This window comes from Corynebacterium drakensteinense (assembly GCF_041224285.1).
Classification (GTDB): Bacteria; Actinomycetota; Actinomycetes; order Mycobacteriales; family Mycobacteriaceae; genus Corynebacterium.
The window spans coordinates 121,395-147,808 of sequence record NZ_JAXOFP010000004.1; the positions used below are offsets into that span (position 1 = coordinate 121,395).

Here is a 26,414-nt window from a genome sequence, read left to right on the forward strand (position 1 = left end):
GCCCGCACCCTAGCGGCTAGTCCGTGCCCAAGTGCTGGGTGGTCAACAGTCCGCGGCGCATGCGTTCTAACAGCATCGAACGCAAATAAAGCATGAAGCCCCATACGCCAATGAACAACAGCATGATGACGCCGATGGACCAGTGCACGAAAAACATCAGCAGCCCCAGCGCTTGCAACACCAGAATCATCTTGACCGCCCACGGTTTGCGCGCGAAGAACACCGCGAGCACATGCAGCGAGCCAAGAATTGTCACTGCCAGCCAGTTAGGCGTGGTCCAGTACACCCCGCCGTCGATTTTCAGAATCACGGTCAGGCCCAAAAAGATACTGATCGCTTCCATCACCAGCGTGCCGGACATCATTCCGGCAAGACCACGCATCGGGTCTTTCACCGGTGCTTTACCTGGGCCTAGCGGGCCGTAGTCGGCGTTGTTCGCGCTCCTAGCACGGCCATTGCTGGCAGCGCCGCCACCGTTAGCAGCATCGGCGCGAGCGTATCCGTTGCTCCTAGCACGGTCATTTCTGGCACGGTCATTGCTGTCGCGGTTGTGCGTCATGACGGTTCCTTTCCAAACAACGTGCGCGCTTCACCGGCGGTGACCACAGAACCAGTGATCACGATGCCGGAGCCCGACTGCACTTCTGCATCTTCCGCCAGCTCCACGGCCAGCGCATAGGCTCCGGGTAAGTCTTCTATGGTGTGTACGCGTTCTTCACCGAAGATCTCGGTGGCGTAGTCTGCCAGCGTATACGCATCGAGAGCACGCGGGGAACTGTTTTGGCTGATGACCACCTCATCCAAGTGTGGTTCCAGCGCCAACAGCACGCCCTTGGCATCTTTGTCGTCAAAAACCGCAAGCACACCGATCAGGCGTTGGAAATTGAAATCGCGCGACAGCGCAGCACCCAAAGCAGTCGCGCCGTGCGGGTTGTGCGCAACATCGATGAATGTCGTCGGTGAGGTGCGCACACGCTCCAGTCGCCCGGGCACGGTGACGGTACGGAAGCCTTCGCGCACGGTATCCAGATCCAGGCCATGCCCGGCGCGAGCACCGAAGAATGCCTCGACCGCTGCCAGAGCACACGACGCATTGGCTGCCATGTGGCTACCAGATAGCGGAATAAAGATCTCTGGGTATTCCCCACCCAGGCCACGCAGGTGCAGCTGCTGGCCACCGACGGCCACCGAGGTTTCCAGCACGCCGAATTCGCTGCCATAGCGGGCAACCCCGGCATCGGCCTCGACGGCGCGTCGCAGGATAACCTCCATCGCCTTCGGATCTTGCTCACCGATGATGGCGATATTTTCGGCGGGCTTGAGCACGTCGTCAAGATCGTCGCGTTTTTTAATGATGCCGGCTTTTTCTGCAGCGATCTCTTCGATGGTCTCGCCGAGGTAGTTCTGGTGATCCAGCCCGACGGGCATGACGACGGATACTTCCGGGTTGACGACGTTGGTGGAATCCCAGGTGCCGCCGAGCCCCACTTCGACGACGGCGACTTCCACGGGTGCATCAGCGAAAGCGGCATAGGCCATGGCGGTGAGGATCTCGAACTTAGACAAGCGTACGTCGAAATGCGCGTCCGTCATCTGCACGAAGGGTTCGATCTCTTCCCACTGGCGGACATAATCGCGTGCGGGAATCGGGTTTCCATCGATGCAGATACGTTCGGTCACCGTTTGCAGATGCGGCGAGGTGAACATTCCGGTGCGCCGGTGGAACCCGCGGACTAACGAATCGATCATGCGCACCGTCGAGCTTTTGCCGTTGGTGCCGGCGACATGGATGACGTGGAAGTTTTCTTGCGGGTTGCCCAGCAAATCCAGCAGGTATTCGATGCGCTCCAGGCTGGGATCAATCTTGGTTTCCGGCCAACGCGTATCCAGCTCCGCCTCAACTACGGCGAGCGCGTTGAGTTCTTCCGGGGTGGCTTGCAGCGGTGCCGGAGGGTTGAGGTCTTCATCCGGCAGGCCCAGGTTCAGTTTCAGGCCGTGCTCGTCCACCTCAACGTCGCCGTGGTCGAGGGCAGCGAGTTCTTGATCGAGATCGACGCCGTCAGCGCCGTCTACACCGTCACCGCCGTCAGCAGCCCCATCTGTTCCAAATGGATGTTCGTTATCTGCCACTATCCCAGTGCCTCCAAACGCGCGCCGATGCGGTCGACTTCTTCTTGTGCCAACTGCTGGCGGGCTTTGATCTTGTCGACGACATCTTGCGGTGCCTTCGCCAAGAATTTCTCGTTACGCAGCTGGCCGCCGGTTTGCGCCAGCTCCTTTTCGGCCTTCTTCAAATCCTTCTGCAAGCGTGCGCGTTCTGCTTCCACGTCGACGGCACCAGAGGTATCCACCGCGATGGTGATCGTAGCTTGGCTCAGGCGAACTTCCACCGACGCGGATTCGGTGAAATCAGCACCCGGGGTTTCGACGTTCGCCAAGCTGCGCACCAGTTCTTCCTGGCCAACCAGGTCAGCGGCGGCGAAGTCCAGCTTGCCGGGGATCTTCTGCGAAGGCTTCACGCCTTGGTCGGCGCGGAAACGACGCAATTCGGTGATCAGCACCTCGGCGTCGGCGATGCGGCGCGCAGCAACCTCATCGGCGTCCACTCCACCGTTGGTATCGGCCGCCGTCGGCCAGTTCGCGACCACCAGTGATTCGCAGCCGGTCAGCGCTTTCCACGTCACCTCGGTGACAAACGGCATGGTCGGGTGCAGCAGACGCAGCACCACATCAAGCACGCGCCCCAGCACGATCTGCGTGTTACGCCCCTGGGCGGATTCGCTCTCACGCGGAATCTGGGTTTTCGCGATCTCGACGTACCAGTCACACAACTCACCCCACGCGAAGTGATAAAGCAGCTCGTTGGCTTTCGCGAACTGGTAATCGTCCAGGTATTTATCAACCTGCACGCGCACCTGCTCGGTGCGGTCCAAGATCCAGCGGTCAGCGTCGGTCAATTCGCTGCGCGGCGGCAGCTCACCAATGCCAGCGCCATTCATCAGTGCAAACTTCGTCGCGTTGAACAGCTTGGTGGCAAACCGCTTGGATGCCTCGGCTGCCTCATCACCAACCGGTAGATCCACACCTGGGTTGGCACCGCGTGCAAGGGTAAAGCGCAGCGCATCGGCACCGTAATCGCGCACCCAGTCCATCGGGTCGATGCCGTTACCCAGCGATTTCGACATCTTCCGGCCGTGCTCATCGCGGACCAGACCATGCAGGTAGAGATCCTTAAACGGCACCTGCGGGCGACCGTCCGCAGCCGTGCCGAAGGTCTCTGGGTCTTGGCTGGCAGCGAAGGTGCCGAACATCATCATGCGCGCAACCCAGAAGAACAAGATGTCATAGGCGGTAACCAGCACCGAGGTCGGGAAATAGCGTTCCAGATCAGCGGTTTTGTCTGGCCAGCCCATCGTGGAAAATGGCCACAGTGCCGAGCTGAACCAGGTATCCAGCACATCCGGGTCTTGCTCGTAACCTTCTGGGGCTTGCTCATCCGGGCCGACGCAAACGATGTCGCGCTCGCCGTTTTCATCTTCTGGCCCGTACCAAATCGGGATGCGGTGGCCCCACCAGAGCTGACGTGAGATTGTCCAATCGTGCATGTCATCGACCCAGTCGAAGTAGCGTGGCTCCATCGACGCCGGGTGAATCTTGGTATCGCCTTCGCGCACGGCATCGCCGGCCATCTGCGCGAGTTTGTCGACCTTCACGAACCACTGCAGCGACAAGCGCGGCTCAATCGGCTCGCCACTGCGCTCCGAGTGCCCCACCGAGTGGGTGTATGGACGCTTCTCAGCGACAATGCGGCCCTGCGCATCCAATGCTTCGCGTACCTTCACCCGGGCTTCTTCGCGGGTAAGGCCATCAAATTCTGTGCCCGTACCAGCGATATGGCCAGTGGTATCCATGACCGTGGGCATGTCAAGGTTGTGGCGCAGCCCCATCGCGTAGTCGTTTGGATCGTGCGCCGGGGTAATTTTCACCGCACCCGAGCCGAATTCCGGGTCCACGTAATCATCAGCGATGACTTCCAGTTCCAGATCATCGCGGAATGGGTGCGCAAATTTCTTGCCCACCAGGTGCGTGTAACGCTCGTCATCTGGGTGGACGGCCACGGCGACGTCGCCAAGCATGGTTTCCACGCGGGTTGTCGCGACGATGACGTGGTCTTCGTCGTCATTAAGCGAACCGTAACGCAGCGAGACCAACTCACCGTCGACGTCTTTGTGGACGACCTCAATATCGCTCACCGCAGTTTCCAGCACCGGCGACCAGTTAACCAACCGGTGCGCGCGGTAGATCATGCCCGCATCAAACATCTGCTTAAAGATGTGTTGCACAGCGCGCGAAAGGCCCTCATCCAGGGTGAAACGCTCGCGCGACCAGTCGACGGAATCACCGATCGCGCGCATCTGCTGCTGAATGGTGCCGCCGTATTCTTCTTTCCATTCCCAGACCTTGGCGATGAAATCTTCACGCGAATAATCCCAGCGCGATGTGCCTTCTTCTTCGCGCAGCTTGGCCTCGACCTTCGTCTGGGTGGCAATGCCTGCGTGATCCGATCCCGGCAACCACAGCGTAGAAAAGCCCTGCATGCGCTTGCGGCGAATAATCGAATCCATCAGCGTGTGGTCTAAAGCATGGCCCATATGCAGCTGGCCGGTGACATTTGGCGGCGGCAAAACCACGGAATATGCCGGCGCATCGGCATCTTCGCTCGGGCGGAAATAGCCTGCGGCCTCCCAACCGTCGTAAAGCTCTCGTTCTACCTCGCCCGGCTGCCAATTCTTCGCGAGCAGCCCGCTGCGGTCGCGGCCCGGCGCGGCATTATTCACGCTCTGGGCGCCATCCGCGCCATGCTGGTCGTTCGAGTTGCGGTTGTCTGGGTTTTGCTGGTTATCCGTCATCACGGCGCCTATTCTAGCGCCCGCCTGCAACATGAGTCTCGCTGCTTGCCGGCAACGCGGCGGCGACTTTCCACACTGCTAAAATTCGGTGTTATGTCTACCCAACCGTCGCATCCCGTAAAACGGCTACGCACCCATTATTTTTCCCGCGCGAAAGCCGCAAGCGAGCCCTTCACGGCACTCACCAGCTACGACAGTTTAACCGCAAGTATTTTCGATGAAGAGGGCATCGATCTGCTCCTCGTCGGCGATTCTGCGGCGAATGTCGTTTTCGGGCACAGCTCTACCCTGCCGATAACCACGGATCAGCTGATCAGCTTGTCGGCGGCAGTGGTGCGCTCCACCAAACGTGCGTTCGTTGTCGCGGATTTGCCGTTCGGTAGCTACGAAACTTCGCCAGCCCAAGCGGTGGATACCGCCGTACGATTCATGAAGGAAGCCGAAGTGCAAGCGGTGAAAATTGAAGGAGGGGTGGAAATCGCCCCGACCATCAAAGCGCTTGTCGACGCCGGCATCCCTGTCTGCGCGCACATTGGATTCACCCCGCAAGCCGAACACGCGCTCGGCGGCTACCGCGTGCAAGGCCGTGGTGAAGCAGCCGCCAAACTCGCGGCCGACGCCCAAGCGGTCGCAGAAGCAGGCGCTTTTGCCGTCGTCATGGAGATGGTTCCTGCGCAGTTGGCTGGCGAGATCACCCGCGATTGCCCCATCCCTACCATCGGCATTGGCGCGGGGAACGACTGCGACGGGCAGATCCTGGTGTGGACGGATGCCTTCGGTTTGGGCACCGGCACCCCGCCACGGTTTGTGCGCCAATACGCCCAGCTTGCCGACGAATTGCGCTGCGGTGCGCGCGCCTACCGCGACGATGTTGCCGCCCGTAATTTTCCGAACGCCGCGGAGTCGTTTAGCGACGAATCTTAGGCGATGCCTCGGGGCCACAAACTTGCACGGCCCCAAATTTAAACGCGCCAAAAACTTCAACGGCCAAAATCTTGAACGCACCACAAACTTCTACGCGGCACAGCAGCTAAAAATGCAGAACGGGAGACGCTGAGATGCAGATCTTCGAGACTATTACTGGGATGCGCGAGTTCCTCGCGCACAACAAAGCTCAGGCGGCAGATGGCGCTACGCGTTCGGTCGGGCTGGTGCCGACGATGGGCGCACTGCACGATGGACACGCCAGCCTGGTGCGCGCCGCCCGCGCAGCTAACGACATCGTGGTGGCTTCGGTGTTCGTGAACCCCCTGCAGTTTTCTGACCTCGGCGATTGCGACGATTACCGCAACTACCCGCGCCAACTGGACGCGGATGCGCGGTTTTTGGAGTCCTTGGGGGTCGACGCCGTCTTTGCCCCCAGCGTGGAAGAAATGTATCCGGGTTTTAGCGACGCTCCAGAAACCTCACCACAGATTTGGGTGCGCACCGGACGCATGGGAGAGATCCTAGAAGGCGCGTCCCGGCCGGGGCATTTCGATGGTGTCGCGACAGTCGTCGCCAAGCTATTTCAGATCATGGCGCCGCAGCGGGCGTATTTCGGGCGCAAAGATGCCCAGCAGCTGGCGATTGTCGAAGCACTGGTGCGCGATCTCGAATTCACAGTGGAGATCTGCGGCATGCCCATCGTGCGCGGCGCGGACGGGGTGGCAGAATCGAGCCGTAACCTGCGCTTAAGCGCGGAACAACGACGGCATGCCCGTGCGCTGTCTCGCACGCTTTTCGGCGTGCGCGATGGCGAATTCGACAGCGTGTCAGATGCCCGGGCACACCTAGCCGCCAGCGACGGCGTTGAGCTGGGTTATTTCTGTCTGGTCGACCCGCTGAATCTGCGCGAGGTGGACGCTGTTACCCGCCCAGCGCTCGCGTTAACTGCCGCATGGGTGGGGCCGGTGCGCTTGATTGATAACTTGCTACTGGAAGCAGCAGATGCATCCCCGGAGGCACATGAATAACGACAGCAGTACCGCCGAGGCCACAATTAATGCAGCGATCACGGAGTTTGTGCGCCACGGCTACGAACACGCACAGGTTGGCGTCGACAAGCAAGAGCTCTACGCCCAGGCCGTGAGCACCTGCATGGAGGCCATCACCCCGCCTGCCGACGCGCTGCGCATGGATTCTCCGATTCCGGCAGAGTGCATGGCACACATTGTTTCTGCGGTCTACACGCAACTGGATTCGCACCGCGATGCCGTTGCGCTATTGGCGGCGGAATCTCTGCACCCGGTGCTGGAAGCCGATACGGCGAGCGCGATGATGGAATCATCAGAACTTGGTTTGCACCTCGACCGGGTGCTGTTGCGTGGGCAGGAGGCCGGGGCTTTTCGGCCGGGAATTTCTGCCCAGGATGTGTTTTATGTGATTGTGGCGTTGAGCTCGTTCCGGCTCAACCATCGCCATTTGCTCACCACGACGACGCGAGTCGATACGTTATCGGCCGCCAATACCGCAGGGATTCGGCGGCTCGTGGTTGATGCCGTGCTGTCGTTTTTGACCTCGAATATTCCCAATTCTGTGCACGAATCTTATCTCGTGGCCTCTGGTGAAGACGGCGCAAGCTCAGGGCTTGGCGTCTACTGGGATTAAAAGGGCTTTTTTGGGGGGGGGCTAAGCCGACTGCACAGTCTACAGGCTATGCCGACTGCACGTTCTCGGAATAGCGCAGCTGTGGGGTGTTTTCTCCCCGCACAGATGCTGCGCTAACAACCACCTGGTTGATGTCTTCTCGATCCGGCAGCTCGTACATCACCGGCACCAGAAGATCTTCCAAAATCGCGCGCAAACCACGCGCACCGGTGCCGCGCTCAATCGCGAGATCAGCGATTTCTGCCAGGGCATCGTCGTCGAAAAGCAATTCCGCACCGTCCATCGCAAACAGGCTGCGATACTGCTTGACCAGCGAGTTCTTCGGCTCGGTCAATACCTGCACCAGGGAATCGCGATCCAGGTTGTCTACCGTCGCCACCACCGGCAAACGACCAATAAACTCTGGGATCAGACCGAATTTCACCAGGTCAGCGGTGCGAACCTGGGAAAACAGCGCGGAGTTGTCAGTGTCTTTGCGCGATTCGACCTCGGCACCAAAGCCCAGGCCTTTCTTTCCGACACGTTCTGCAATCACCTTGTCCAGGCCGTCGAAAGCGCCCGCCACGATGAACAGCACGTTCGAGGTATCCAACTGGATGAACTCCTGGTTCGGGTGCTTGCGCCCGCCCTGTGGCGGAATCGAGGCGGTGGTGCCTTCCAAGATTTTCAGTAACGCCTGCTGCACGCCTTCACCGGAGACATCGCGGGTAATCGACGGGTTATCGCTCTTGCGGGAGATCTTGTCGATCTCGTCGACATAAATGATGCCGCGTTGGGCGCGCTCCACATCAAAATCGGCAGCCTGCAGCAACTTGAGCAGGATATTTTCGACGTCTTCACCGACGTAGCCGGCCTCGGTCAGCGAGGTGGCATCGGCAATGGCAAACGGCACATCCAGCATGCGCGCAAGGGTTTGTGCCAGGTAGGTCTTACCCGACCCGGTCGGCCCCAGCATCAAGATATTGGATTTCGCGATCTCGATTTCTTCATCTGCATGGATGGAATCAGTACGCGAACCGTATTTCACCGCACCCGATGTCCGCTGGCTGGTTTTCGAACCCGAGCCGGTGCGAGAAAATTCGTCGGCACGCATGCGCTTGTAATGGTTATACACCGCCACCGACAAAATACGCTTGGCCTGGTTTTGGCCAATGACATAATTATCCAAAAACGCGGAAATTTCCGACGGGCGCGGCAACCGCTTGCCGGTTTCAGATTCCTGTGCGCCAGGCTCGTTCGCGATCTCTTCTTCGATGATTTCATTGCAGAGCTCAATGCACTCGTCACAGATATACACACCGCCACCGGCGATGAGTTTTTTCACCTGCTTTTGGCTCTTTCCACAGAAGGAACACTTCAGCAGATCAGCGCTTTCTTGCATACGTGCCATAGGACCTTTTACGTACTTCTCGTTTCGCGATTGTGGACAGGTGCTGTAATTTGCGTAGTTTTTGCAGTTCACACGGCCCGGCGCGCAGGGTGCGACGCCACGGAGCCGACTGGTTCTTTCTAGTGTAATCACCGATGCCGCCCGTGCTGGTAGCCACACGATGGGATCTACGCCATCTTGCTTGACGACGATTGGTGCTAACTTCGCGTTATGCCCACGATGAGCTCCAGCCACGATTCGCCCACGCTGCTGCACCGATTCAAGCGTATCCTCACCACTGATTCGGTCGAGCTCATGGCCTTGCGGATCTGTTGTATCGCGATGTCGGTGGCGCTAGTGCTGTATCTGCTGATCCAGTACGCCACCTATGGTTCGGGATACGTCGGCGATTGGTACGGATACCTTATCAGTGGTGGGCTAGTGCTGTGCGCGGTGTTCATGGTTACCGCCGCTGTCGTCGGCAAGCGGGTGTGGCTGCGCTATTCGCTGTACTGGAATGCTGTGGTCTTACTGTTCGCTACTGTCGCGTTTCCGGTGGCTTATGCCGTCATTCCGGATCTAGCCCCGTCTGTGCTCCGGTTCGCGGATTTCACCGGGGTGCTAGCAGTCAGCGTGGTTTTACTCTGGCCCACCAACCGGGCGGTGATCGCAGCGATTTTCATCCAGGCGGTGCCGGCCGCGCTGCACGCGTTCATCCATGGGCGGACTAGTCTGCCGGAATTACTCGCAACCTCGGGTTTTGCGGTGTTGATGAATCTGATCCCCTTCGTTTTAGGCGCGTTGACGTTGATGCGGGTTGCGCGCACCATTGATGAAACCGAAGTTCGGGTGCGCGACTCGCTGGCTGAATCCGAATCTAAAAAGGCTGCTATCGGTGAGCGGAAACGACTCAACGGGCTGGTGCACGACCATATTCTGGCCTCGCTCGCCGCGGTGGCACGTGGGCAATCATTGCGCGATCACACCGAGTGGTCCCTGCCATCGCGGCCGGCTACCGGTGAGGATATGCCCATGCAATTTTTGCTTGACGACGTCACCCGACGCCTGCAGGAAATCGTTCCCGACTGCACCGTGACCACGACGGGAATCGGGCCTGATGGCTCGGTGATTGTCGCGGCACCAACGTTGATTAAGGCTTCTGCTGCCGAGGCCATCCGGCTATCGGTGGCCGAAGCTGCTCGCAATTCCCGCAAACATGCCGGCGCAGGATCACAGCGCTGGTGCGATATTAACGTCACCGATAATGAACTCATCGTCGAATTCCGCGACAACGGGCGCGGTTTCGACGTTGATCAGCGCGATCCGCAACGCTCCGGGATCACTGTCTCCATTCTGCACCGCATGCGCAGCATCGACGGGGGCGATGCACAGATCGTTTCCAAACCAGGTGTGGGCACGACCGTGACGATTCGTTGGTGTTTGAGTTCCCCGGAATCGCAACAGTTTGGCGCTAACGGAGAGGTCTCCGACGAAGTGACGGAAGCCGAGCTCACGGCCGGCAGCCTGCAAAAGCGCATGCTGCAGCCCGCACATGTCTCGCGGAGTTGGGCGCGGCCGTATCTGCTGCTTGCTATCCCGAGTGTGCTGTCTGCAGCGTGGATAAGCTCGGGCAGTTTCCTCGCCGCATTACCCGCGGCATTTTTGAGCATCGCCATGTTGGCATTGATTCTTCTCGACGATGCGCCGCGAATGAACCGCAAAAAATTCAGCGTGGTCATCGCAGGTTTTATTTTGATCGGCCCGTTGAGTCTATGGCAAAACGCAGATTATTCCGGCTCGTGGGAAAACCAGTGGGCCATCGCTATCTCCGGGCTGATCAGTTGCATTTTGGTGCTACGCGGCGAGATCATCTGGGGTGTGGCTGGTTTTGCCGCCAACATCGCTGTGCTGGAAACCATTTCACTGGTGGGTGGCGGAGCAATAGCTAACCCACCGCTCATTACGTGGAGCAGCTATATCATTCTGCTTTTTGCGGCTGCCATTGTCTATTTCGCCAATAGCGGGATGCTGAAACGTCTGCCCAGCTTGCGCGCAAAAAAGTGGAAGGCTAACGCCGAAGCAGCCAGGATCCGCCAGATCCAGGCAGTGCACAAACAATGGCATGAACGCATCGAGCTTGATGCCGCCCCCGTGTTCGAGGCCGTGCAGCATTTTGACAGTCCCCCACCGTTACTGCGCCAGCGTGCGCACTTAACCGAGTTGGCAATCCGTGATGCCCTGCGGGCCCCGTTATTGGATCGGCCAGAGCTCAAAGCCGCCGTTTGGGATGCCCGCAATGCTGGTGCCACCGTCTTGCTTCTCGACGATCGCAGCGAACGCGCTGCCAGCGACGACGACAACGATTCCGATGGTCGCGACACTGACACGGCGCTGGAAAAATTAATTCCGCTGGCACTCAACGCCTTGCATCACGCAGGGGATGATTCTGTCACCATTCGCGTACTGCCTCCTGGACGTCGGCATTTCGCCACAATCTCCAGCGGGCGTGTCGGGATTACGCGAGTCGGTTATCCGGACGTGGACTAGCTCCGCCTAGTGGACGCGCATGCCGCACCTAACGTTTGAGAACCGGTGAGCAAGGCAAATGCGGTTCTGCCGGGGCTAGTGCGGGTCGGTGGGACCAGGTAAGAAACCGTCTTCTTGCGCGCGCTGGAATAAATCGGTCTTGGTATACGCCGCGCGCCCTGCCTTGGTATATTTCTGCCGCACCCGGTTCAAATAATCGTTGACGGTGTCTTGCTTCAGCCCCGTCAAGCGGGCAACACGTTTTGCGACCTCGCCGGAAGCATAAAGTTCAAGAACCTCGCGCTGGCGATCAGACAAATCCACTGAGTCGATCAACGGATCTGCGTCCATGGCCGCCGCCATTTCCGTGGAAACAGTCGGGCGGCCATCCAGAGTCCGGCGTATCGCGGCGACGATTTCATCTGTGGACTGACTTTTGCTCAAGACCTCTGCAATATTGGTTCTGAGAACTTGCCGCAGCAGATAAGGGCTTTCCAGCGACGACAACACCACGATATTGGGTGTGATTGTTTCCAGCTTTTCGACGTTATCAATTGGTTGGCTGCCGTCGCCAAGCCGGAGATCGAGCACGATCAGGTCAATCTTTTTCTTCCTGCCCAACTCCGTCATGAGTTCCGGCACGCTGGCGGCACTCGCGATGACCGTGAACTCCGGATAGGCATCGAGAGCCGAAGTAAGGCCTTGCCGTGTTAACTCATGGTCTTCAACAATTGCCAGCCGAAAGGCCTTCGAACCCGGAGGTGTCATTCCACTCGCCTTGCTCTAATTTTGGTGCGATCTCAAAACAGTATTTCGTGCGAAATTATCAGCACAATTCAAGTCTACGATCACACTGTCAGAAATAACTAATGTGATTGACGCGACACCATGCCCCAATTTTTAGGGGTCACACATCCGAGGCGAAGAATCACTCCCCCAAAAACAGCACAACGCCCTGCTCACCGAGTAAACGATGACCAGGGCGCGTGGATAGCGACCGCTATTGCGGTACCAGGTTAATTAATTATCGCTTGCCTTGCGGTATTCAAAGACACGATCGATGATGCCGTATTCGACTGCCTGCTCAGCGGTCAGAATCTTATCACGGTCCGTATCGATGCGGATCTGCTCAGCGGAACGACCAGTGTGTTCTGCCAATGTGTTTTCCATCAGGGTGCGCATACGCTCGATCTCAGCAGCCTGGATTTCCAAGTCAGAGACCTGGCCCTGCGTGCCGGAGGTGGCTGGCTGGTGGATCAGCACACGAGAGTTCGGCAACGCGGCGCGCTTACCTGGCGAGCCGGCAGCCAGCAGCACAGCTGCAGCAGAAGCAGCCTGGCCCAAGCACACGGTCTGCACGTCGCAACGCACAAAGCGCATGGTGTCGTAGATCGCCATCAACGCGGTGAAAGAACCACCTGGAGAGTTGATGTACATGGTGATGTCGCGATCAGGATCCTGCGATTCCAGCACCAACAGCTGCGCCATGATGTCGTTTGCAGCTGTGTCATCTACCTGGGAGGCCAAGAAGATGATGCGCTCTTCAAACAGCTTGTTGTACGGGTTGGTTTCTTTAGTGCCGTTCGCGGAATGCTCCAAAAACGATGGCAGCACGTACCGCGAAGCTGGCATCTGGGATTGGTTCAACATGAAAGTAGTTCTCCTCTTACCTAGTTCGTGGTTCGTGCCTAGTTAGTGACGGTGCCGCCCTGGGCTGCCGAAATGACATGATCGACCATGCCGTATTCCAGTGCCTGCTGTGCGGTGAACCAACGGTCGCGGTCGGAGTCCTTGGTGACCTGTTCAAAGGTCTGGCCGGTGTGTTCTGCGATCAGCTGCGCCATCTCGCGCTTGGTCTGCGCGAACTGTTCTGCCTGGATGGCGATATCCGCTGCGGTACCGCCAACGCCTGCGGATGGCTGGTGCATCATGATTCGCGCGTGCGGCAGCGCAAAGCGCTTGCCTGGGGCACCAGCAGTGAGCAGGAACTGCCCCATGGAGGCAGCCAAGCCCATGCCATAGGTGCGTACATCGCACGGCGAGTACTTCATGGTGTCGTAAATTGCCATGCCCGCGGTCACCGAACCGCCTGGGGAGTTGATGTAGAGGGAAATATCGCGGTTAGGATCTTCCGCCGAAAGCAACAAAATCTGTGCACACAGCTTGTTGGCGATCTCATCGTCCACCTGTGTGCCCAGGAAGATAATGCGTTCACGCAACAGACGCTCGTAGACGGAGTCACCCAGGTTCATACCTGCCGAACCTGCCTCGCTCGTAATTTTGTCAGACATTAGTGTTTCAAACTCCTGTTGGTCGTCGTCTTCAATGACACCAGCGTACCCGCCGACCCCAGCCCCGTCAGGTGTGTTCGCTGTCAGCGTTTGCCCCTAGTCGGCCACGATCAGCCGTGCACCAACCAGGCGCTCACACTACGCACCGGTAACACAAAACCCACCGGACTCAGCTTGTGCAGCCAAACCCAGTGGGTAAAAATTGCGGCGCTTACGGCGGATGATTCACCATGGTGTCACCATCTGCCGTGGAAGATTACTTCTCCTCGGAAGTCTCCTGTGCATCAGCGTTGTCGGCACCGGCAGCAGCGTCGACATCAGCACCTTCAGCGTTTTCAGCGTTTTCTTCTTCGCCGAAGTAGTCCTTCGGGTCAACCGAATTACCGTCAGTGTCTTCTACCGAGACGTTGCAGATAGCCATGGCCAGAGCCTTGCCGCGACGAACGTCAGCGAACAGGTTTGGCAGTTGGTTAGCCTGCTGCAGCTGCTGCATGAACTGGCCCGGCTCCATGCCGTAGGAACGAGCGGTGAACATAATGTGCTCGGTCAGCTCTTCCTGGGTAACCTCTGGCTGCTCCTTTTCGGCAACCGCATCCAGGAACAGCTGGGTGCGTACGGAGTCTTCTGCAGACTCGCGTGCTTCCTTGTCGAACTGCTCGCGGGAAGTGCCCTGCGCCTCCAGCAACTGTGCCAAAGCCTTCTCGTCGCCGCCGACCTGGCCAAGTACCTGGTGGTACTGGTTGTGAACCTGCTCGTCGACCACGGTCTTTGGCAGCTCGAACTTGACGTCTTCCAGGGCAGCCTTCAAAACCTCATCGCGGATTTCTGCAGCCTGCTGTGCCTTGACGGATTCTTCCGACTGGGCGCGGATGGAATCGCGCAGCTCGTCGGCAGTGTCGAATTCCGAAGCCATCTGTGCGAATTCGTCGTCAAACGCAGGCAGCTTGCGCTCCTGGGTTTTTTGCACGTGAACGGAAACCTCAGCTTCTTCACCAGCGTGCTCGCCGGTCTGCAACTTGGCGGTGAAGCTGTTGTCTTCGCCGGTCTTCATGCCACGCAGCGCGGTGTCCAGGCCCTTGATCAAGTTACCGGAGCCGATCTGGTAGGACATGGCCTCAACCTTGGCGTCTTCGATTTCTTTGCCGTCAATCTCGGCGGTCAAGTCGATGACAGCAAAGTCATCAGTCTTGAGCTGACGCTTGGTTTCTTTCAGCTCACCGAAACGATCACGCAGCTGGTCGATCTGCTCGTCTGTAGCTTCGTCCAGCGACTTCAGTGGGGAAACCTTGACGTTGATCTTGGAGAAGTCCGGAACCTCGATCTCAGGCTGGACATCAACCTCAGCGGTGAATTCTACGAACTCGTTGTCTTCGATCTGCTTGATATCAACCTCAGGCTGGCCGATTGGGTTGATGTCGTTTTCCTTCATGGCCTCTTCGTACTTCACCGGCAGCATGTCGTTAACGACCTGCTCCAGCACTGGGCCACGGCCGAAGCGCGCGTCGATCAACTGACGAGGCGCTTTGCCTTTACGGAAACCTGGGATAGTCACCTGCTGCGCGATGGCCTTATAGGCGTTATCGATTTCTTTGTCGAGCTCAGAGAATGGAACATTCACGGTGAGCTTCACGCGGGTATCGCTCAGCTTGTCGACGGTTGTCTTCACGAGTAACTCTCCTGGTTTCTCATCGAGGGATAATACTTAAACTTATTTTATTAAATAGGGGCCCCGGCAATTTCACCTAGGACCCCATTTGTCGGGGCGACAGGATTTGAACCTGCGACCTTCTACTCCCGAAGCAGACGCGCTACCAAGCTGCGCTACGCCCCGCGACTACTCACGTGTACGGTCCGCACAGACCGACACATAAGCACGACCCCGTAGTCTACCTGCCTTATTTTTCTGCTGCACGGGCGGGGGCCACTATAGTTTCTGCACCCATAAGTGGTGAGGAATTTATGTTATGCAGAACACAGGCTAGTCTGTAACGCATGACACATTCCGTGACTGACACCAAAGCAGAAACCGATTTTTCGCGTTTACTATCGCCGCTGACCGTCGGCAAGAAACGCTTCCGCAACCGCGCGATCATGGGTTCCATGCACACTGGCCTGGAAGACGATCCCGCCGATGCGCCGAAATTAGCCGCATATTTTGCAGAACGCGCACGAGGCGGTGCCGCGGCCGTCGTCACGGGTGGATATTCGCCGAACCAACTCGGTGTGTTGAGCCCGTTTGCGCACCCATTCAATAACGACGACATGGTCGAAGCACACAAGCAAGTCACCGCTGCCGTGCACGAACACGACAGCTTGGCGTTTTTACAGCTGCTGCATGCGGGACGGTACGCGTTCCACATGGAATCAGTCAGTGCTAGTGCCACACAAGCACCAATCAGCCCATTTCCTGCACGCGAGCTTAGCGACGACGAAGTCACCCAAACCGTGCAAGATTTTGCGAATGCCGCCAAGCTCGCAGCACAAGCCGGGTACGACGGCGTGCAGATCATGGGTTCGGAAGGTTATTTGATCAACCAATTCCTCTCAGCGCGCACTAACCAGCGCGATGATCGTTGGGGGCAGCAACGCAGCTTGTTTGCCCTGGAAATCGCACGTGCGGTGCGCGCGGCGGTTCCCGAAGACTTCCTCGTCGACTTCCGCATGAGCATGCTGGAGCTGGTCGAAGAAGGCCAAAGCCAATCCGAGATCCTGGAGTTGGCACGTGGGCTCGAAGAAGCTGGCGTCGACATGCTCAGCACGGGTATTGGTTGGCACGAAGCGCAAGTACCAACGGTGATTACCAGCGTGCCGCGGGCCGCGTTCAGCTGGGCCACCGCGCGGGTGAAACAGCACGTTAATATTCCCGTGGTTGCCTCCAACCGCATCAACACCCCGGAAGTTGCCGAAGATGTGCTGGCCGGGCGCTGGGATGATACTGGCGTGGAGGTCGACTTCGTCTCCATGGCGCGTCCGTGGCTAGCGGAGCCGGAATTTATCAATCGTGTGCAGACCGGTAGTGCTTCCCAGATCAATCACTGCATTGCTTGCAACCAGTCATGCCTCGACCATGTTTTTGAAAACAAGCGGGCTAGCTGTCTGGTCAACCCACGGGCTGGCTACGAAACCGAGTTGACGCTGTTGCCGATCAACGGTGTGGGAGAAAATGCGTCGGCAAGCTCCACAGGCACGCACGCAGGCACAGGCACCGGCGCAGGCGAAGCAAAAACCAAGGTCGCTGTTATCGGCGGCGGTGTTGCCGGCCTGTTCGGCGCCGAAGCCCTGGCGAAACGCGGCTATTCCGTGGAAGTTTTCGAAGCCGCAGATACCGTCGGCGGCCAGTTCCGATTGGCCATGCAGATTCCCGGCAAAGAAGAATTCCACTATTCCCTGCAGGCGGTACTCGCACGCTTGGAAGCACTCGGCGTGACAATCACCACCTCTACCCCGACCACCGCAGAACAAGCCTTCGCGGCTGGCTTCGATGAGGTCGTCATCGCCACCGGTGTGCGCCCGCGCATTCCTAACATCCCCGGTATCGAACAGGGCTTGGCCGGTGAGCTCGACGTCAATGTCATCACCTACGCCGAATTGTTGTCTGGGGCGAAACCAGCAGGCAACAAGGTTGCGATCGCCGGCGCCGGCGGCATTGGATTCGATGTCGCCGAGTATCTGATCGAAGAATCCGGAAGCGGCACAGATACCGCGCCGACCCCCGCCAGCATCGAAGAATGGGAGTCTGCCTGGGGCATTAGCCGTCGCGCGGATCTGCCGGGAAACTTGAACCGCCCGCACCCACCACGTGCGAAGCGCGAAATCACGATGCTGCAGCGTAAACCATCACCACAGGGTCTGGGGCTGAACCGAACGACTGGCTGGGTCCACCGCATATCGGTCGCCGCCGCTGGGGTGAAACAAATCAGTGGCGTCGCCTACACGAAGATCGACAACGACGGCTTGCACGTCAACCTTCCGGTCAACGATGCGGCGAAGACGTCAAAGGCGATCCGGAAAGCGCAAAAAGCTGGTGACAAGGATAAGGTCGCCGAACTGGAAAACGATTTGCAGAACAACCGCACAGACACCGTGCTTGCTGTCGACACGATCGTGTTGTGCACCGGGCAGGAATCTGTCGTCGAGGCGGATCTCGATAGCCTGTCCGACGAACAACGCAACCGCATCCACGTCATCGGCGGTGCGGACGTGGCGGCAGAACTCGATGCTGCACGCGCGATCCGGCAAGCCGTCGAGTTGGCGGCAAGCATCGAACAATAGCAGCTTACGGGCGTGGGATGTTCCGCAGGTTCGACCGCGCCATCGACAGCATCTTGCCCACGCCGCCATCGAGGACGGTGCGTCCGGCCGCCAGCGCGAAGCCCTTGAACTGCTCGAGCTCTAGCTTTGGCGGCATGGACAGCGCGTTTGGGTCGGTAATCACGTCGATCAGCACTGGGCCATCTATCTCCAGGGCTTCTTTGAGCTGCTGGCGTGCCTTTTTCGGATCCGTAATGCGCACGGCAGGAATGCCCAGCGATTCCGCAGCACCGGCGTAGTCAACGCCATCGTGATCGGTGCCGAACTCTGGCATGCCCTCGACCAGCATCTCGAGTTTCACCATGCCCAGCGAAGAGTTATTGAACACCACCGTCTTCACCGGCAGGTTGTTACGGCGCACCGTCAACAGCTCACCCATCAGCATCGCCAGCCCACCATCGCCGGAAAAGCTTACGACCTGCCGGTTGCGATCAGCCTGCTGTGCACCAATGGCTTGCGGCAACGCGTTGGCCATGGTGCCGTGCTTCCAGGAACCGATCACGCGGTTGCGCCCAGTCGGGTTGACGTAACGCGCAGCCCACACATTGCACATGCCAGTATCGACGGTGACGATGGCGTCGTCGTCAAGCAATTCATCAATCTGATCCGCCAAGAATTCTGGGTGGATCGGGGTGTGCTTTTCGACGTTTTTCGTATACGCATCGACCACCTGGCTGAGCTCACGCTCGTGCTTTTTCAGCATCGCATCCAGGAAAGAGCGATCCGTTTTCGCCTTAGTCTTCTCCAGCAACGCCGTGACGGTGGGCAGCACGTCGCCGCAGATCGCGTGGCTGAGCACCGCGCGGCGCCCCAGGTGCTCTGGGTTGTTATCCACCTGCGCGATGGCCACATCGTCGCCGTCAGGCAGGAAGTCCACGTACGGGAAGTCCGTGCCCAACATCAGCAGCAGATCGGCATCCTGGCAGGCGTCGTAGCAGGCACCGTAGCCCAGTAGGCCGGACATGCCGACGTCGTAAGGGTTGTCGTACTGGATGATTTCCTTGCCACCCAGCGCGTGCCCGATCGGGGCATGCAGGTGGGTTGCCAGCTCAATGATCTCGTCATGCGCACCTGCAGAACCCGCACCGACGAACAGGGTAATCTTTTCTGCTTTATCGATGGCGGCTACGAGCTTGTCGACGTCGTCAGCATCCGGGATCATCTGCCCCTTCTTCCGGGCGATCACGCCACCACTGACGGGCTCGCCGACGTCTTCTGCCGCGATATTTCCAGGGATCACCAGCGTGGAGACTTGCTTGTTACCTACCGAGTTCTGGATCGCGGTGTGCAGGATGCGCTGGCCTTGCTTCGCGGTATGGACGACCTCGATATAGCCGGAGCATTCTTTCAGCACTTGCTGCGGGTGGGTTTCTTGGAAGAAGCCGGTGCCGATCTCTTCGCTCGGGATGTGCGTCGCCAGGGCGAGAACGCGAGCTCCATTGCGGTGGGCGTCGTAAAGCCCCTGCACCAGGTGGGTATTACCTGGGCCGCAGGAGGCAGCGCACACGGCGAGTTCGCCAGTGATCAGTGATTCCGCTCCGGCGGCAAAGGCCGCGGATTCCTCGTTGTGGACGTGGATCCACTCCATGTCTTTGTGGCGGCGCACAGCATCAACGATGGGGTTGAGGCTGTCACCGACGAGGCCGTAGATATGGCGCACGCCTTGTTTGGCGAGGGTATCGATCAGAAAATCGGCGTAGGTTTTCGACATCTAGTCAAAGCTCCTTGGGATTACGCTGCTTGAGATTAAACGGTGTCGTTTTTTTTGGATTGTTCAACAGCATCCCAGCCTACGCCGAATTGGTAGCAGAAAAATCCCGTGAGACTGATCTTACAACTGAATGTTTATATCTTTACAGATAACATCAGTGCTTTTGCTGATCAGCCCCACGGGATAACGTGGAGGGAATGACGGGAATCGAACCCGCGTCTTCAGCTTGGAAGGCTGAGGTATTAGCCACTATACGACATTCCCACGCACCCTTGCGGTGCGTTCAATAGCCTACAACATGTTCGCGGCCATGCCAAAATCTCCACGCGTACCGGCGGTTTCAGGCTGCATTCTCACCACTACCTCCGCCACCAACTCACCCGCAAACAACCCTGTATCGGGGAGCACACCATGAGGCGGTTAGTCGCTAGAATGGCAGCAAACCTTTCGGGAGTGATATCAACCATGGAAATTTTGCTCATCCTCGTTATCGGCATTGGCATCGCTTTTTATGTCTCCAGCCGAAATAACAAGAAGCAAGTAGAACAGAACAACCAAAACCAGCTTGACGACGCACGTGCTGACGCCCAGCGTTGGATCGATAGGCTCGGCTCGCAGGTTTACAGCATCGACGGCACCGATACTGCCTCCAAACAGGCGATGTCCGATGCTTCCGAGCGTCACAACGCGGCGGTCTCGGCGTTGTCTTCCGCAACCACCGTCAAGCAAGCACAACTAGCCCGCGAATCCGCCCTCGAAGGCATGCACTACGCCAACGCCGCCCGCGAGATCATGGGCATGTCCACCGGGCCGGAAATCCCGCCGTTGGAAGGCCAACGCAACGCGGGCAAGGTTACCGAGCGTCGCGAGATCGATCACGAAGGCGAGCACATCATCGCCTCGCCGAAAGCCAGCGATGACGCGCCGCACTACTACCCCGGCGGCAACGTCGCAGGACGCCCGGTCCCAGCTGGTTGGTATTCCACTCGTTGGTGGGAGCCTGCCCTGTTGACTGGTGTGTGGGCGATGAGCTCAGCGATGATGTTTTCCATGATGTTCGCCGGCATGTCGGGCGTGGGCTATGGCGCCCACGAGTTTGAGTCTGGTGCCGGTGAAGGCCTCGACGGTGCAGATGGCGCTGGTTCTGACGGCATGGATGGCGCCGATGGTGGCGATGCCGGTGATATGGATGACATGGGCGGCATGGACGATGCAGGTATGGACGACGGCGGCGGCTTCTTCGGGGGCGGCGATGACGGCGGCCTGTTTGACCTCGGCTTTGACTTCTAAAACCAAGACCTAAGCCAAGCAAGCACCCCATTGTTGGTTCAACAATGGGGTGCTTGGTGTTTTTAGCTGACAACAAAATCTGCGCTAAAACAAATATCTACCATTTGGGGTAGGCCAGCCACTGAAATAGATACACGAAGATCATAGGGGCGCCTACCAGAGTAGCTAGGACATAGCACCACCTCACAGTATCGGCTTTGACCCCGTACGTTTCCGCTACGCCTGCACAGACTCCTGCTATTTGTTTGCCGTCGTCTGTACGGTGCCACTTATTTTCTACGGGAAGCTCCATTTGCAGCCTCAGTTATTAGTTATTCGGCGCTTGGTACTTCCGGGGCCACACCGGTGCGCTCGTATTCCGCCAAAATATCGATTCGGCGCTGGTGACGTTCTGCAGCCGACCATTCTTGGTCCAAGAAAGCATCAACAATCTGCAGGGCTTCTTCTTCCGAGTGCATGCGCCCGCCAATTCCGATCAGCTGCGCATTGTTGTGCTCGCGTGCCAAGCGTGCGGTTTCTGGCGACCAAGCCAGAGCGCAACGCGCACCTTCTACTTTGTTAGCTGCGATCTGCTCACCGTTGCCGGAACCCCCCAACACGATGCCTAGCGAGCCCGGATCATTGACGGTGCGCGTTGCAGCGTCAATGCAAAATGCCGGGTAATCGTCGTCGGCATCGTAGGTGTGTGCACCGCAGTCGATGACCTCATATCCAGCTTTGCTCAGGTGGTCTTTGATCAGGTTCTTCGTGTCAAAACCTGCATGGTCTGCTCCAAGATAAACGCGCATACACACAATAATAGCCGCCTGGGGTAAACCAGACGGCTAATTCTTAAGCGTGGCGGTAGTAGGTTGCACTAGCTCTCCGCACTGACTCCACCGTACGGAGGCGCTGAGGCACAGTGCTCACGCTTACCGCATCAGCGCTTAACGCGCTGGTCGCTGCGCCGGAGCATCAGCTTCAGCACCAGCATCGGAGTTACGGTTAGTCAACATGCGGTAGACCAACCAAATGCCCAACGCCAGCAGCAGCCACGGCAAAAGCTTGAACACGACTGCCACGGTAGAAGCCAGGCCGGTGATCACGGCAATGATCGAAGCAACCAAGCACACGCCTGCAGAAATCAGGGCCACCATGGCATTTTGCCGCCAAGAATAAAAGGCAGCGGCACCGCCCAGAGCAGCGATGATCAGAGAAGTAATAAAAGTACCAAACATAGTTACACCTGTGGGTTTTCGGTTCGGGAACGTTTCAGTTCGAAGAAGTATGGATACTGTCCTAAACGCAGCGCAGCGTCGAAAAGTTCCCCGGCCTCTTCGCCTTCTGGAACACGGGTAATAACAGGGCCGAAGAACGCCGCATCACCCAATTGCATTACCGGAGTTCCCACATCATTACCGACCAAGTCGATGGCCTGCTGGTGGTATGCGCGCAGCTTCTCATCAACTTCGTCGCTATTTGCCAGTTTCGCCAGCTCGACGTCGGCGTTGATGTCTTGCAAAGCCTGCACGATCAAATCGTCGTAAGCGCCGTAGCCTTTTTGACCACCGTTGCCTTGCTTATGGATCAATGTGCCCAAGGCCGTGTAATAGGCATCAACCTTGTCAGGGTGCTGATCTTTCAACGCGGCAGCAACCCGGGCTGGGCCCCAGTTGGCCTTCATCATCTCTGCATAATCGGCCGGAATATCCGCGCCCTCATTCAACACGGACAGAGAAAACGGCATCCACTCGACCTGCACGTCACGGACTTTCTCGACTTCCTTCATCCAGCGAGAAGTCTGCCATGCAAACGGGCAGGACACATCAAACCAAAAACGTACGGTTTCCATTGTGTTCTCCTTAATTCTTCATTCGGGACTTCTTCTACATCCGGGGAAAATTGACCACACACTTGGCCGCACACGATGCCCAGTTCATGGGCGATCATGTGCATTTGTCGCAGTCATTCAGCGAAACCGCCACCACCCATCCTAGGGAGACATTAAGCTGGGTGCGAACAACTTCATGACCTAATAGCGCTGCGGTACCGGCCGCAACATCGACCAGCCACAGTATTAAGTACAACGCAGAAGAAAGGTAATTCATTCCGTGACTTCTCTAAACCTGACACGCGACGAGGCGCAACAGCGCTCACGACAGATCAAGGTCCACAACTATAAGGTGGCGCTGGATCTGACCGTCTCGGAGAAATTTTTCACCTCCCACACCGTCGTAGACTTCGAAGTCCGTGAAGGCCAGCAGGCAGACACCTTCCTGGATTTGCGTGCCGACGAAATCGTGGAGCTTTTTATCGACGGCACCGAGAAGCCGACCGAGTACGACGCCGAGCACGGCATCCCGCTGCAGGGGCTGGAGCCAGGACGGCACAGCGTTGATGTCACAGCGCGCATCCCCTATTCGCGCACCGGGCAGGGCCTGCACCGCTTCGTCGATCCGGCTGATGACCGGGTCTACCTGTACTCCCAGTGTGAGACTGCCGACGCCAAGCGCATCCTCGCCTGTTTCGACCAGCCAGATATGAAGGCGACCTACGATTTCTCCATCACTGCTCCAGCTGACTGGACCGTGATCACCAACGAGACATCCACGGTGACTGATAACGGAGATTCCCGCGAGTGGAACTCGCGCATCGGCTATCAACTTTCCACTTACCTGATCGCCGTGTGTGCTGGCCACTACTACCAGGTCAGCGACGAATGGACCGGCACGCTCACCGCGCACCCGGAAACCAGCGAGGAAGAACGCGAAATTTCCGTGCCCCTGGCTCTGTTCTGCCGCCAATCACTGGCGAAACACCTCGATGCCGAGCGCCTGTTTACCGAAACCAAGCAGGGCTTTGATTTCTATCACCGCAACTTCGGCATCGCCTACCCATTCAACAAATACGACCAGGTGCTGTGCCCGGAATTCAACATGGGCGCGATGGAAAACGCCGGTTGCGTCACCCACCGCGACGAGTTCGTCTTCCACAACAAAGCCACCCACTACCAGTACGAACGCCGCGCCGATACCTTCTTGCACGAGATGGCGCACATGTGGTTCGGCGACCTGGTGACCATGCAGTGGTGGGATGATCTGTGGCTCAACGAGTCCTTTGCCACCTGGGCCTCGGCGATCTCGCAGGCCGAAGAAACTCAGTACGACACCGCGTGGGTCACCTTCGCGAATATCGAGAAATCTTGGGCCTACCAGCAGGATCAGCTGCCGACGACGCACCCGATCTCCACCGACGCCTCGGACATCGAAACCGTCGAGCAGAACTTTGACGGCATCACCTACGCCAAGGGTGCTTCGGTGCTGAAACAGCTGCAAGCTTATGTCGGCCGCGAGGAATTCTTCGCCGGTGTGCGTCGCCACTTCGAGGCACACAAATTCGGCAACGCCACCTTCGAAGATCTGCTGGGCCACTTGGAGGACGCTTCCGGCCGCGATCTAAGCTGGTGGGCGCAGCAGTGGCTGAAGACCACGGGCGTGAACACCCTGTCGGCACGCACCGCCGACGATGGCAAAACCTACACCTCGTTCGCGGTGCACCAGGCCGGTGACACTCTGCGCACGCACCGCCTTGCCGTGGGCCTCTACCGCTTCGACGAAGAGACACAAAAGATCGTGCGTACCAAGCGCGTGGAGCTGGATATCGATGGCGAATTCACCGACGTCGACGAGCTGGTCGGCGCACCAGTCGCAGACCTGGTGCTGGTCAATGACGACGATCTCACCTACTGCCTGCAAGAACTCGATGAGCGCTCCCTGCAGACGTTGCTGCAGCACATCGACAAGATCGCCGATCCGATGGCTCGCACGTTGTGCTGGTCTGCCGCCTGGGAGATGACACGCGACGGCAACCTGAAGGCTCGCGATTTCGTGCAGCTGGTCGCCCGTGGTGCGCAGGCAGAAACCGAGATGGCGGTGCTCGAGCGCATCACCGGCCAGGCTGTGACCGCTCTGACCTCCTACGCCGATCAGGACTGGGCGAAGGCAGAAGGGGCGCAACTACTCGGCGAGGCGTTTCAGGCCGCCGCAGAAAACGGCAGCGAAGACCGCGCGTTGATCTTCATCAAAACGCTGTCCCACCTGCCGTTGGTCGATTCCACTCGCACCTACCTGCAAGGCATCCTGGATAATGACGACGATGCTGGGCTGCGGTGGAAGGCACTGACTGCACTGGCTGCTGACGGTGCCATTGGTGAGGAAGCCGCCATACGCGAAAAGATCGCCCAACAGCGCGAGCTGGACAAAACCTCGTCTGGCGCGCAGGCTGCGCTCCAGGTCGAGGCCGCAATCAACAGCGACGAGAATAAGAAGCGGATCTGGGATGAACTGCGCACCGGCGAGTTGGGCAACTTGGAAGCCCGATTCAAGATGCTGGGACTGACCTTCACTGGTTCGGCGAAGCACCTGGAGCAATTCAACGAGGCTTACTTCGCCGACGCGCAGAAAGTCTGGGCGGAATTCTCCCCAGAAATGGCGCTGGCAGTACTGACCGGCACCTACCCAACTTGGGACAAGACGGAAGAGGGCTTGCAGCGTGCCGACGACTTCCTGGCTGGCGATATGCCTGCTGGCTTGCGTCGACTCGTGCTGGAAGGCCGCGATCGCACTGCTCGTGCCCTGCGCAACCAGCGCATCGACCGCGGGGAGTAATTAACGGTCTGCTAGCTCAATGCGCGGGCGCACCCGCAGTTCGGTGAACTGCGTGGTTGGGCCCGCATCCACGCACGAGCGAACGGCGTGGGCGACTTCGGCCGGGGCAATCATGTGCTCGGCGTTGTAGTCGCCCATCAGCCCCTCCAACATCGCGGTATCAGTAGGTCCTGGTGCAACCGTGGTCACACGGATTTCACGTTCGTCTTTGCGCAGGCAATCCGCCACGGCGTACAGCGCATGCTTGGTGGCGGCGTAGACGACGTTGTTCGGATGCCCACCGTGGCCCGCACCCGAGTTGATGTAGATGACATCGCCTTCAGCTTTGCGTAATGCAGGCAGCAGCTGGCGAGTCAGCTCGGCAGCGGCGAAGACGTTGATGTCGAAGTGCTTGCGCCAATCGGCCGGGGTGGCATCGTCGACGGATTTTTTCTCTGCGATCGCTGCTGCGTGTACCACCACGTCGACAGATTCGAGTGCGAGGACGTCGGCAAGCTGCTCGCCGTGTTGGGCGTCGTCGTCAAGCAATTCTGCGACCAGATCTGCGCCAACCGGCGTGATGGTCTCGCAGGCAGACAGCGCCTCTAGCCCGGCTTCGTTGCGGCCCAACGCATAGACGTGGTGGTCACGGGATAGATCGGCAGCGATCTCACGTCCCATGCCGCCGGTGGCTCCGGTAACAACGGCAATCTTGCGTGGTTGTGCTGGCTGGATTTGTTCGGGCTGTGTTTGCTCTTCTTGTGTCATTTCGACTCCTTAGTTTTTCGGCTA

21 protein-coding genes and 2 tRNA genes are annotated in these 26,414 nt (G+C 58.4%); 7 read left to right on the top strand and 16 right to left on the bottom strand.

Translation table 11 applies throughout. From position 1 onward, the window contains the following. Nucleotides 1-16: 16 nt before the first annotated feature. The 3 genes from U1140_RS03950 to U1140_RS03960 form a co-directional block, all read right to left on the bottom strand. A complete protein-coding gene (locus U1140_RS03950; protein ID WP_369846278.1) occupies nucleotides 17-382 on the bottom strand; it encodes a DUF4233 domain-containing protein in 366 nt (121 codons plus the stop codon). A 173-nt stretch (nucleotides 383-555) separates the two neighbouring features. Continuing rightward, a complete protein-coding gene (folC, locus tag U1140_RS03955) occupies nucleotides 556-2,130 on the bottom strand; it encodes a bifunctional tetrahydrofolate synthase/dihydrofolate synthase (RefSeq protein WP_369846221.1) in 1,575 nt (524 codons plus the stop codon). Further along, nucleotides 2,130-4,910 (bottom strand): valine--tRNA ligase, encoded by a 2,781-nt coding sequence (locus tag U1140_RS03960; protein WP_369846223.1) that lies wholly within the window; start codon nucleotides 4,908-4,910, stop codon nucleotides 2,130-2,132. The genes folC and U1140_RS03960 overlap by 1 nt, the downstream gene beginning before the upstream one ends. A 93-nt stretch (nucleotides 4,911-5,003) precedes the next feature. Between U1140_RS03960 and panB the strand changes: the two genes are divergently transcribed. The 3 genes from panB to U1140_RS03975 all read left to right on the top strand — a co-directional run bounded on the left by panB (nucleotide 5,004) and on the right by U1140_RS03975 (nucleotide 7,499). After that, complete coding sequence (panB, locus tag U1140_RS03965) at nucleotides 5,004-5,834, top strand: 3-methyl-2-oxobutanoate hydroxymethyltransferase (protein WP_369846225.1); 831 nt, start codon at nucleotides 5,004-5,006, stop codon at nucleotides 5,832-5,834. A gap of 134 nt (nucleotides 5,835-5,968) precedes the next feature. After that, the gene (panC, locus tag U1140_RS03970; RefSeq protein ID WP_369846227.1) at nucleotides 5,969-6,865 is read left to right on the top strand and encodes a pantoate--beta-alanine ligase; all 897 of its coding nucleotides are present in this window, start codon (nucleotides 5,969-5,971) and stop codon (nucleotides 6,863-6,865) included. After that, nucleotides 6,858-7,499, top strand: coding sequence for a TetR/AcrR family transcriptional regulator (locus tag U1140_RS03975; protein WP_369846228.1), 642 nt, complete (start codon nucleotides 6,858-6,860; stop codon nucleotides 7,497-7,499). The genes panC and U1140_RS03975 overlap by 8 nt, the downstream gene beginning before the upstream one ends. A gap of 46 nt (nucleotides 7,500-7,545) precedes the next feature. Here U1140_RS03975 and clpX read toward each other — a convergent pair whose 3' ends face one another. Beyond that, the gene (gene clpX, locus U1140_RS03980; protein ID WP_369846230.1) at nucleotides 7,546-8,889 is read right to left on the bottom strand and encodes an ATP-dependent Clp protease ATP-binding subunit ClpX; all 1,344 of its coding nucleotides are present in this window, start codon (nucleotides 8,887-8,889) and stop codon (nucleotides 7,546-7,548) included. A 210-nt stretch (nucleotides 8,890-9,099) separates the two neighbouring features. Between clpX and U1140_RS03985 the strand changes: the two genes are divergently transcribed. Further along, a complete protein-coding gene (locus U1140_RS03985) occupies nucleotides 9,100-11,415 on the top strand; it encodes a sensor histidine kinase (protein ID WP_369846231.1) in 2,316 nt (771 codons plus the stop codon). A gap of 75 nt (nucleotides 11,416-11,490) precedes the next feature. Here the strand turns inward: U1140_RS03985 and U1140_RS03990 are convergent, their stop codons facing one another. The 5 genes from U1140_RS03990 to U1140_RS04010 form a co-directional block, all read right to left on the bottom strand. Next, complete coding sequence (locus U1140_RS03990) at nucleotides 11,491-12,162, bottom strand: response regulator transcription factor (RefSeq protein ID WP_369846233.1); 672 nt, start codon at nucleotides 12,160-12,162, stop codon at nucleotides 11,491-11,493. A gap of 252 nt (nucleotides 12,163-12,414) precedes the next feature. Further along, nucleotides 12,415-13,044 (bottom strand): ATP-dependent Clp protease proteolytic subunit, encoded by a 630-nt coding sequence (locus tag U1140_RS03995; protein ID WP_306514824.1) that lies wholly within the window; start codon nucleotides 13,042-13,044, stop codon nucleotides 12,415-12,417. A 38-nt stretch (nucleotides 13,045-13,082) separates the two neighbouring features. After that, the gene (locus U1140_RS04000) at nucleotides 13,083-13,685 is read right to left on the bottom strand and encodes an ATP-dependent Clp protease proteolytic subunit (protein WP_369846234.1); all 603 of its coding nucleotides are present in this window, start codon (nucleotides 13,683-13,685) and stop codon (nucleotides 13,083-13,085) included. Nucleotides 13,686-13,941: 256 nt separating this feature from the next. Further along, the gene (gene tig / locus U1140_RS04005; protein WP_369846236.1) at nucleotides 13,942-15,351 is read right to left on the bottom strand and encodes a trigger factor; all 1,410 of its coding nucleotides are present in this window, start codon (nucleotides 15,349-15,351) and stop codon (nucleotides 13,942-13,944) included. 91 nt (nucleotides 15,352-15,442) lie between these two features. Then, nucleotides 15,443-15,516 (bottom strand) — tRNA-Pro (locus U1140_RS04010). Between the two features lie 161 nt (nucleotides 15,517-15,677). On the opposite strand from U1140_RS04010, the gene U1140_RS04015 reads away from it, so the two are divergent. Then, the gene (locus U1140_RS04015; RefSeq protein ID WP_369846238.1) at nucleotides 15,678-17,957 is read left to right on the top strand and encodes an oxidoreductase; all 2,280 of its coding nucleotides are present in this window, start codon (nucleotides 15,678-15,680) and stop codon (nucleotides 17,955-17,957) included. A 4-nt stretch (nucleotides 17,958-17,961) separates the two neighbouring features. Here the strand turns inward: U1140_RS04015 and U1140_RS04020 are convergent, their stop codons facing one another. After that, nucleotides 17,962-19,707 carry a pyruvate dehydrogenase gene (locus U1140_RS04020; RefSeq protein ID WP_369846240.1) on the bottom strand — a complete coding sequence of 582 codons (1,746 nt, stop codon included), beginning with the start codon at nucleotides 19,705-19,707 and terminating at the stop codon, nucleotides 17,962-17,964. A gap of 189 nt (nucleotides 19,708-19,896) precedes the next feature. Then, a tRNA-Gly gene (locus U1140_RS04025) sits at nucleotides 19,897-19,971 on the bottom strand. Between the two features lie 201 nt (nucleotides 19,972-20,172). Here U1140_RS04025 and U1140_RS04030 point away from each other — a divergent pair. Next, nucleotides 20,173-20,997, top strand: coding sequence for a DUF1542 domain-containing protein (locus tag U1140_RS04030; RefSeq protein ID WP_369846279.1), 825 nt, complete (start codon nucleotides 20,173-20,175; stop codon nucleotides 20,995-20,997). Between the two features lie 97 nt (nucleotides 20,998-21,094). On the opposite strand, the gene U1140_RS04035 is transcribed toward U1140_RS04030, so the two are convergent. From U1140_RS04035 to U1140_RS04050, 4 genes are all read right to left on the bottom strand, one after another. Beyond that, nucleotides 21,095-21,289: a PspC domain-containing protein gene (locus U1140_RS04035; RefSeq protein WP_369846242.1), complete on the bottom strand. Its 195-nt coding sequence runs from the start codon at nucleotides 21,287-21,289 to the stop codon at nucleotides 21,095-21,097. Between the two features lie 19 nt (nucleotides 21,290-21,308). Next, the gene (locus tag U1140_RS04040) at nucleotides 21,309-21,785 is read right to left on the bottom strand and encodes a ribose-5-phosphate isomerase (RefSeq protein WP_369846244.1); all 477 of its coding nucleotides are present in this window, start codon (nucleotides 21,783-21,785) and stop codon (nucleotides 21,309-21,311) included. A gap of 138 nt (nucleotides 21,786-21,923) precedes the next feature. After that, nucleotides 21,924-22,214, bottom strand: coding sequence for a hypothetical protein (locus U1140_RS04045; protein ID WP_369846246.1), 291 nt, complete (start codon nucleotides 22,212-22,214; stop codon nucleotides 21,924-21,926). A 2-nt stretch (nucleotides 22,215-22,216) separates the two neighbouring features. Further along, nucleotides 22,217-22,828 carry a mycothiol-dependent nitroreductase Rv2466c family protein gene (locus U1140_RS04050; protein ID WP_369846248.1) on the bottom strand — a complete coding sequence of 204 codons (612 nt, stop codon included), beginning with the start codon at nucleotides 22,826-22,828 and terminating at the stop codon, nucleotides 22,217-22,219. Between the two features lie 259 nt (nucleotides 22,829-23,087). On the opposite strand from U1140_RS04050, the gene pepN reads away from it, so the two are divergent. Continuing rightward, nucleotides 23,088-25,643 carry an aminopeptidase N gene (gene pepN, locus U1140_RS04055; RefSeq protein WP_369846250.1) on the top strand — a complete coding sequence of 852 codons (2,556 nt, stop codon included), beginning with the start codon at nucleotides 23,088-23,090 and terminating at the stop codon, nucleotides 25,641-25,643. Here the strand turns inward: pepN and U1140_RS04060 are convergent, their stop codons facing one another. Beyond that, nucleotides 25,644-26,390, bottom strand: coding sequence for an SDR family oxidoreductase (locus U1140_RS04060; protein ID WP_369846251.1), 747 nt, complete (start codon nucleotides 26,388-26,390; stop codon nucleotides 25,644-25,646). It lies immediately after the preceding gene. Nucleotides 26,391-26,414 lie beyond the last annotated feature (24 nt).

Bases quoted from the DNA above. Each gene is read 5' to 3' on its own strand.
- U1140_RS04035 (WP_369846242.1), bottom strand. From the start codon at position 21,289: ATGGAGCTTCCCGTAGAAAATAAGTGGCACCGTACAGACGACGGCAAA.
- U1140_RS04060 (WP_369846251.1), bottom strand. From the start codon at position 26,390: ATGACACAAGAAGAGCAAACACAGCCCGAACAAATCCAGCCAGCACAA.
- U1140_RS04045 (WP_369846246.1), bottom strand. From the start codon at position 22,214: ATGTTTGGTACTTTTATTACTTCTCTGATCATCGCTGCTCTGGGCGGT.
- U1140_RS04050 (WP_369846248.1), bottom strand. From the start codon at position 22,828: ATGGAAACCGTACGTTTTTGGTTTGATGTGTCCTGCCCGTTTGCATGG.
- U1140_RS04020 (WP_369846240.1), bottom strand. From the start codon at position 19,707: ATGTCGAAAACCTACGCCGATTTTCTGATCGATACCCTCGCCAAACAA.
- panC (WP_369846227.1), top strand. From the start codon at position 5,969: ATGCAGATCTTCGAGACTATTACTGGGATGCGCGAGTTCCTCGCGCAC.
- U1140_RS04030 (WP_369846279.1), top strand. From the start codon at position 20,173: ATGGAAATTTTGCTCATCCTCGTTATCGGCATTGGCATCGCTTTTTAT.
- U1140_RS03960 (WP_369846223.1), bottom strand. From the start codon at position 4,910: ATGACGGATAACCAGCAAAACCCAGACAACCGCAACTCGAACGACCAG.
- clpX (WP_369846230.1), bottom strand. From the start codon at position 8,889: ATGGCACGTATGCAAGAAAGCGCTGATCTGCTGAAGTGTTCCTTCTGT.
- U1140_RS04040 (WP_369846244.1), bottom strand. From the start codon at position 21,785: ATGCGCGTTTATCTTGGAGCAGACCATGCAGGTTTTGACACGAAGAAC.
- U1140_RS04015 (WP_369846238.1), top strand. From the start codon at position 15,678: ATGACACATTCCGTGACTGACACCAAAGCAGAAACCGATTTTTCGCGT.
- U1140_RS03985 (WP_369846231.1), top strand. From the start codon at position 9,100: ATGCCCACGATGAGCTCCAGCCACGATTCGCCCACGCTGCTGCACCGA.
- U1140_RS04000 (WP_369846234.1), bottom strand. From the start codon at position 13,685: ATGTCTGACAAAATTACGAGCGAGGCAGGTTCGGCAGGTATGAACCTG.
- U1140_RS03990 (WP_369846233.1), bottom strand. From the start codon at position 12,162: ATGACACCTCCGGGTTCGAAGGCCTTTCGGCTGGCAATTGTTGAAGAC.
- U1140_RS03995 (WP_306514824.1), bottom strand. From the start codon at position 13,044: ATGTTGAACCAATCCCAGATGCCAGCTTCGCGGTACGTGCTGCCATCG.
- panB (WP_369846225.1), top strand. From the start codon at position 5,004: ATGTCTACCCAACCGTCGCATCCCGTAAAACGGCTACGCACCCATTAT.
- U1140_RS03975 (WP_369846228.1), top strand. From the start codon at position 6,858: ATGAATAACGACAGCAGTACCGCCGAGGCCACAATTAATGCAGCGATC.
- U1140_RS03950 (WP_369846278.1), bottom strand. From the start codon at position 382: ATGCGTGGTCTTGCCGGAATGATGTCCGGCACGCTGGTGATGGAAGCG.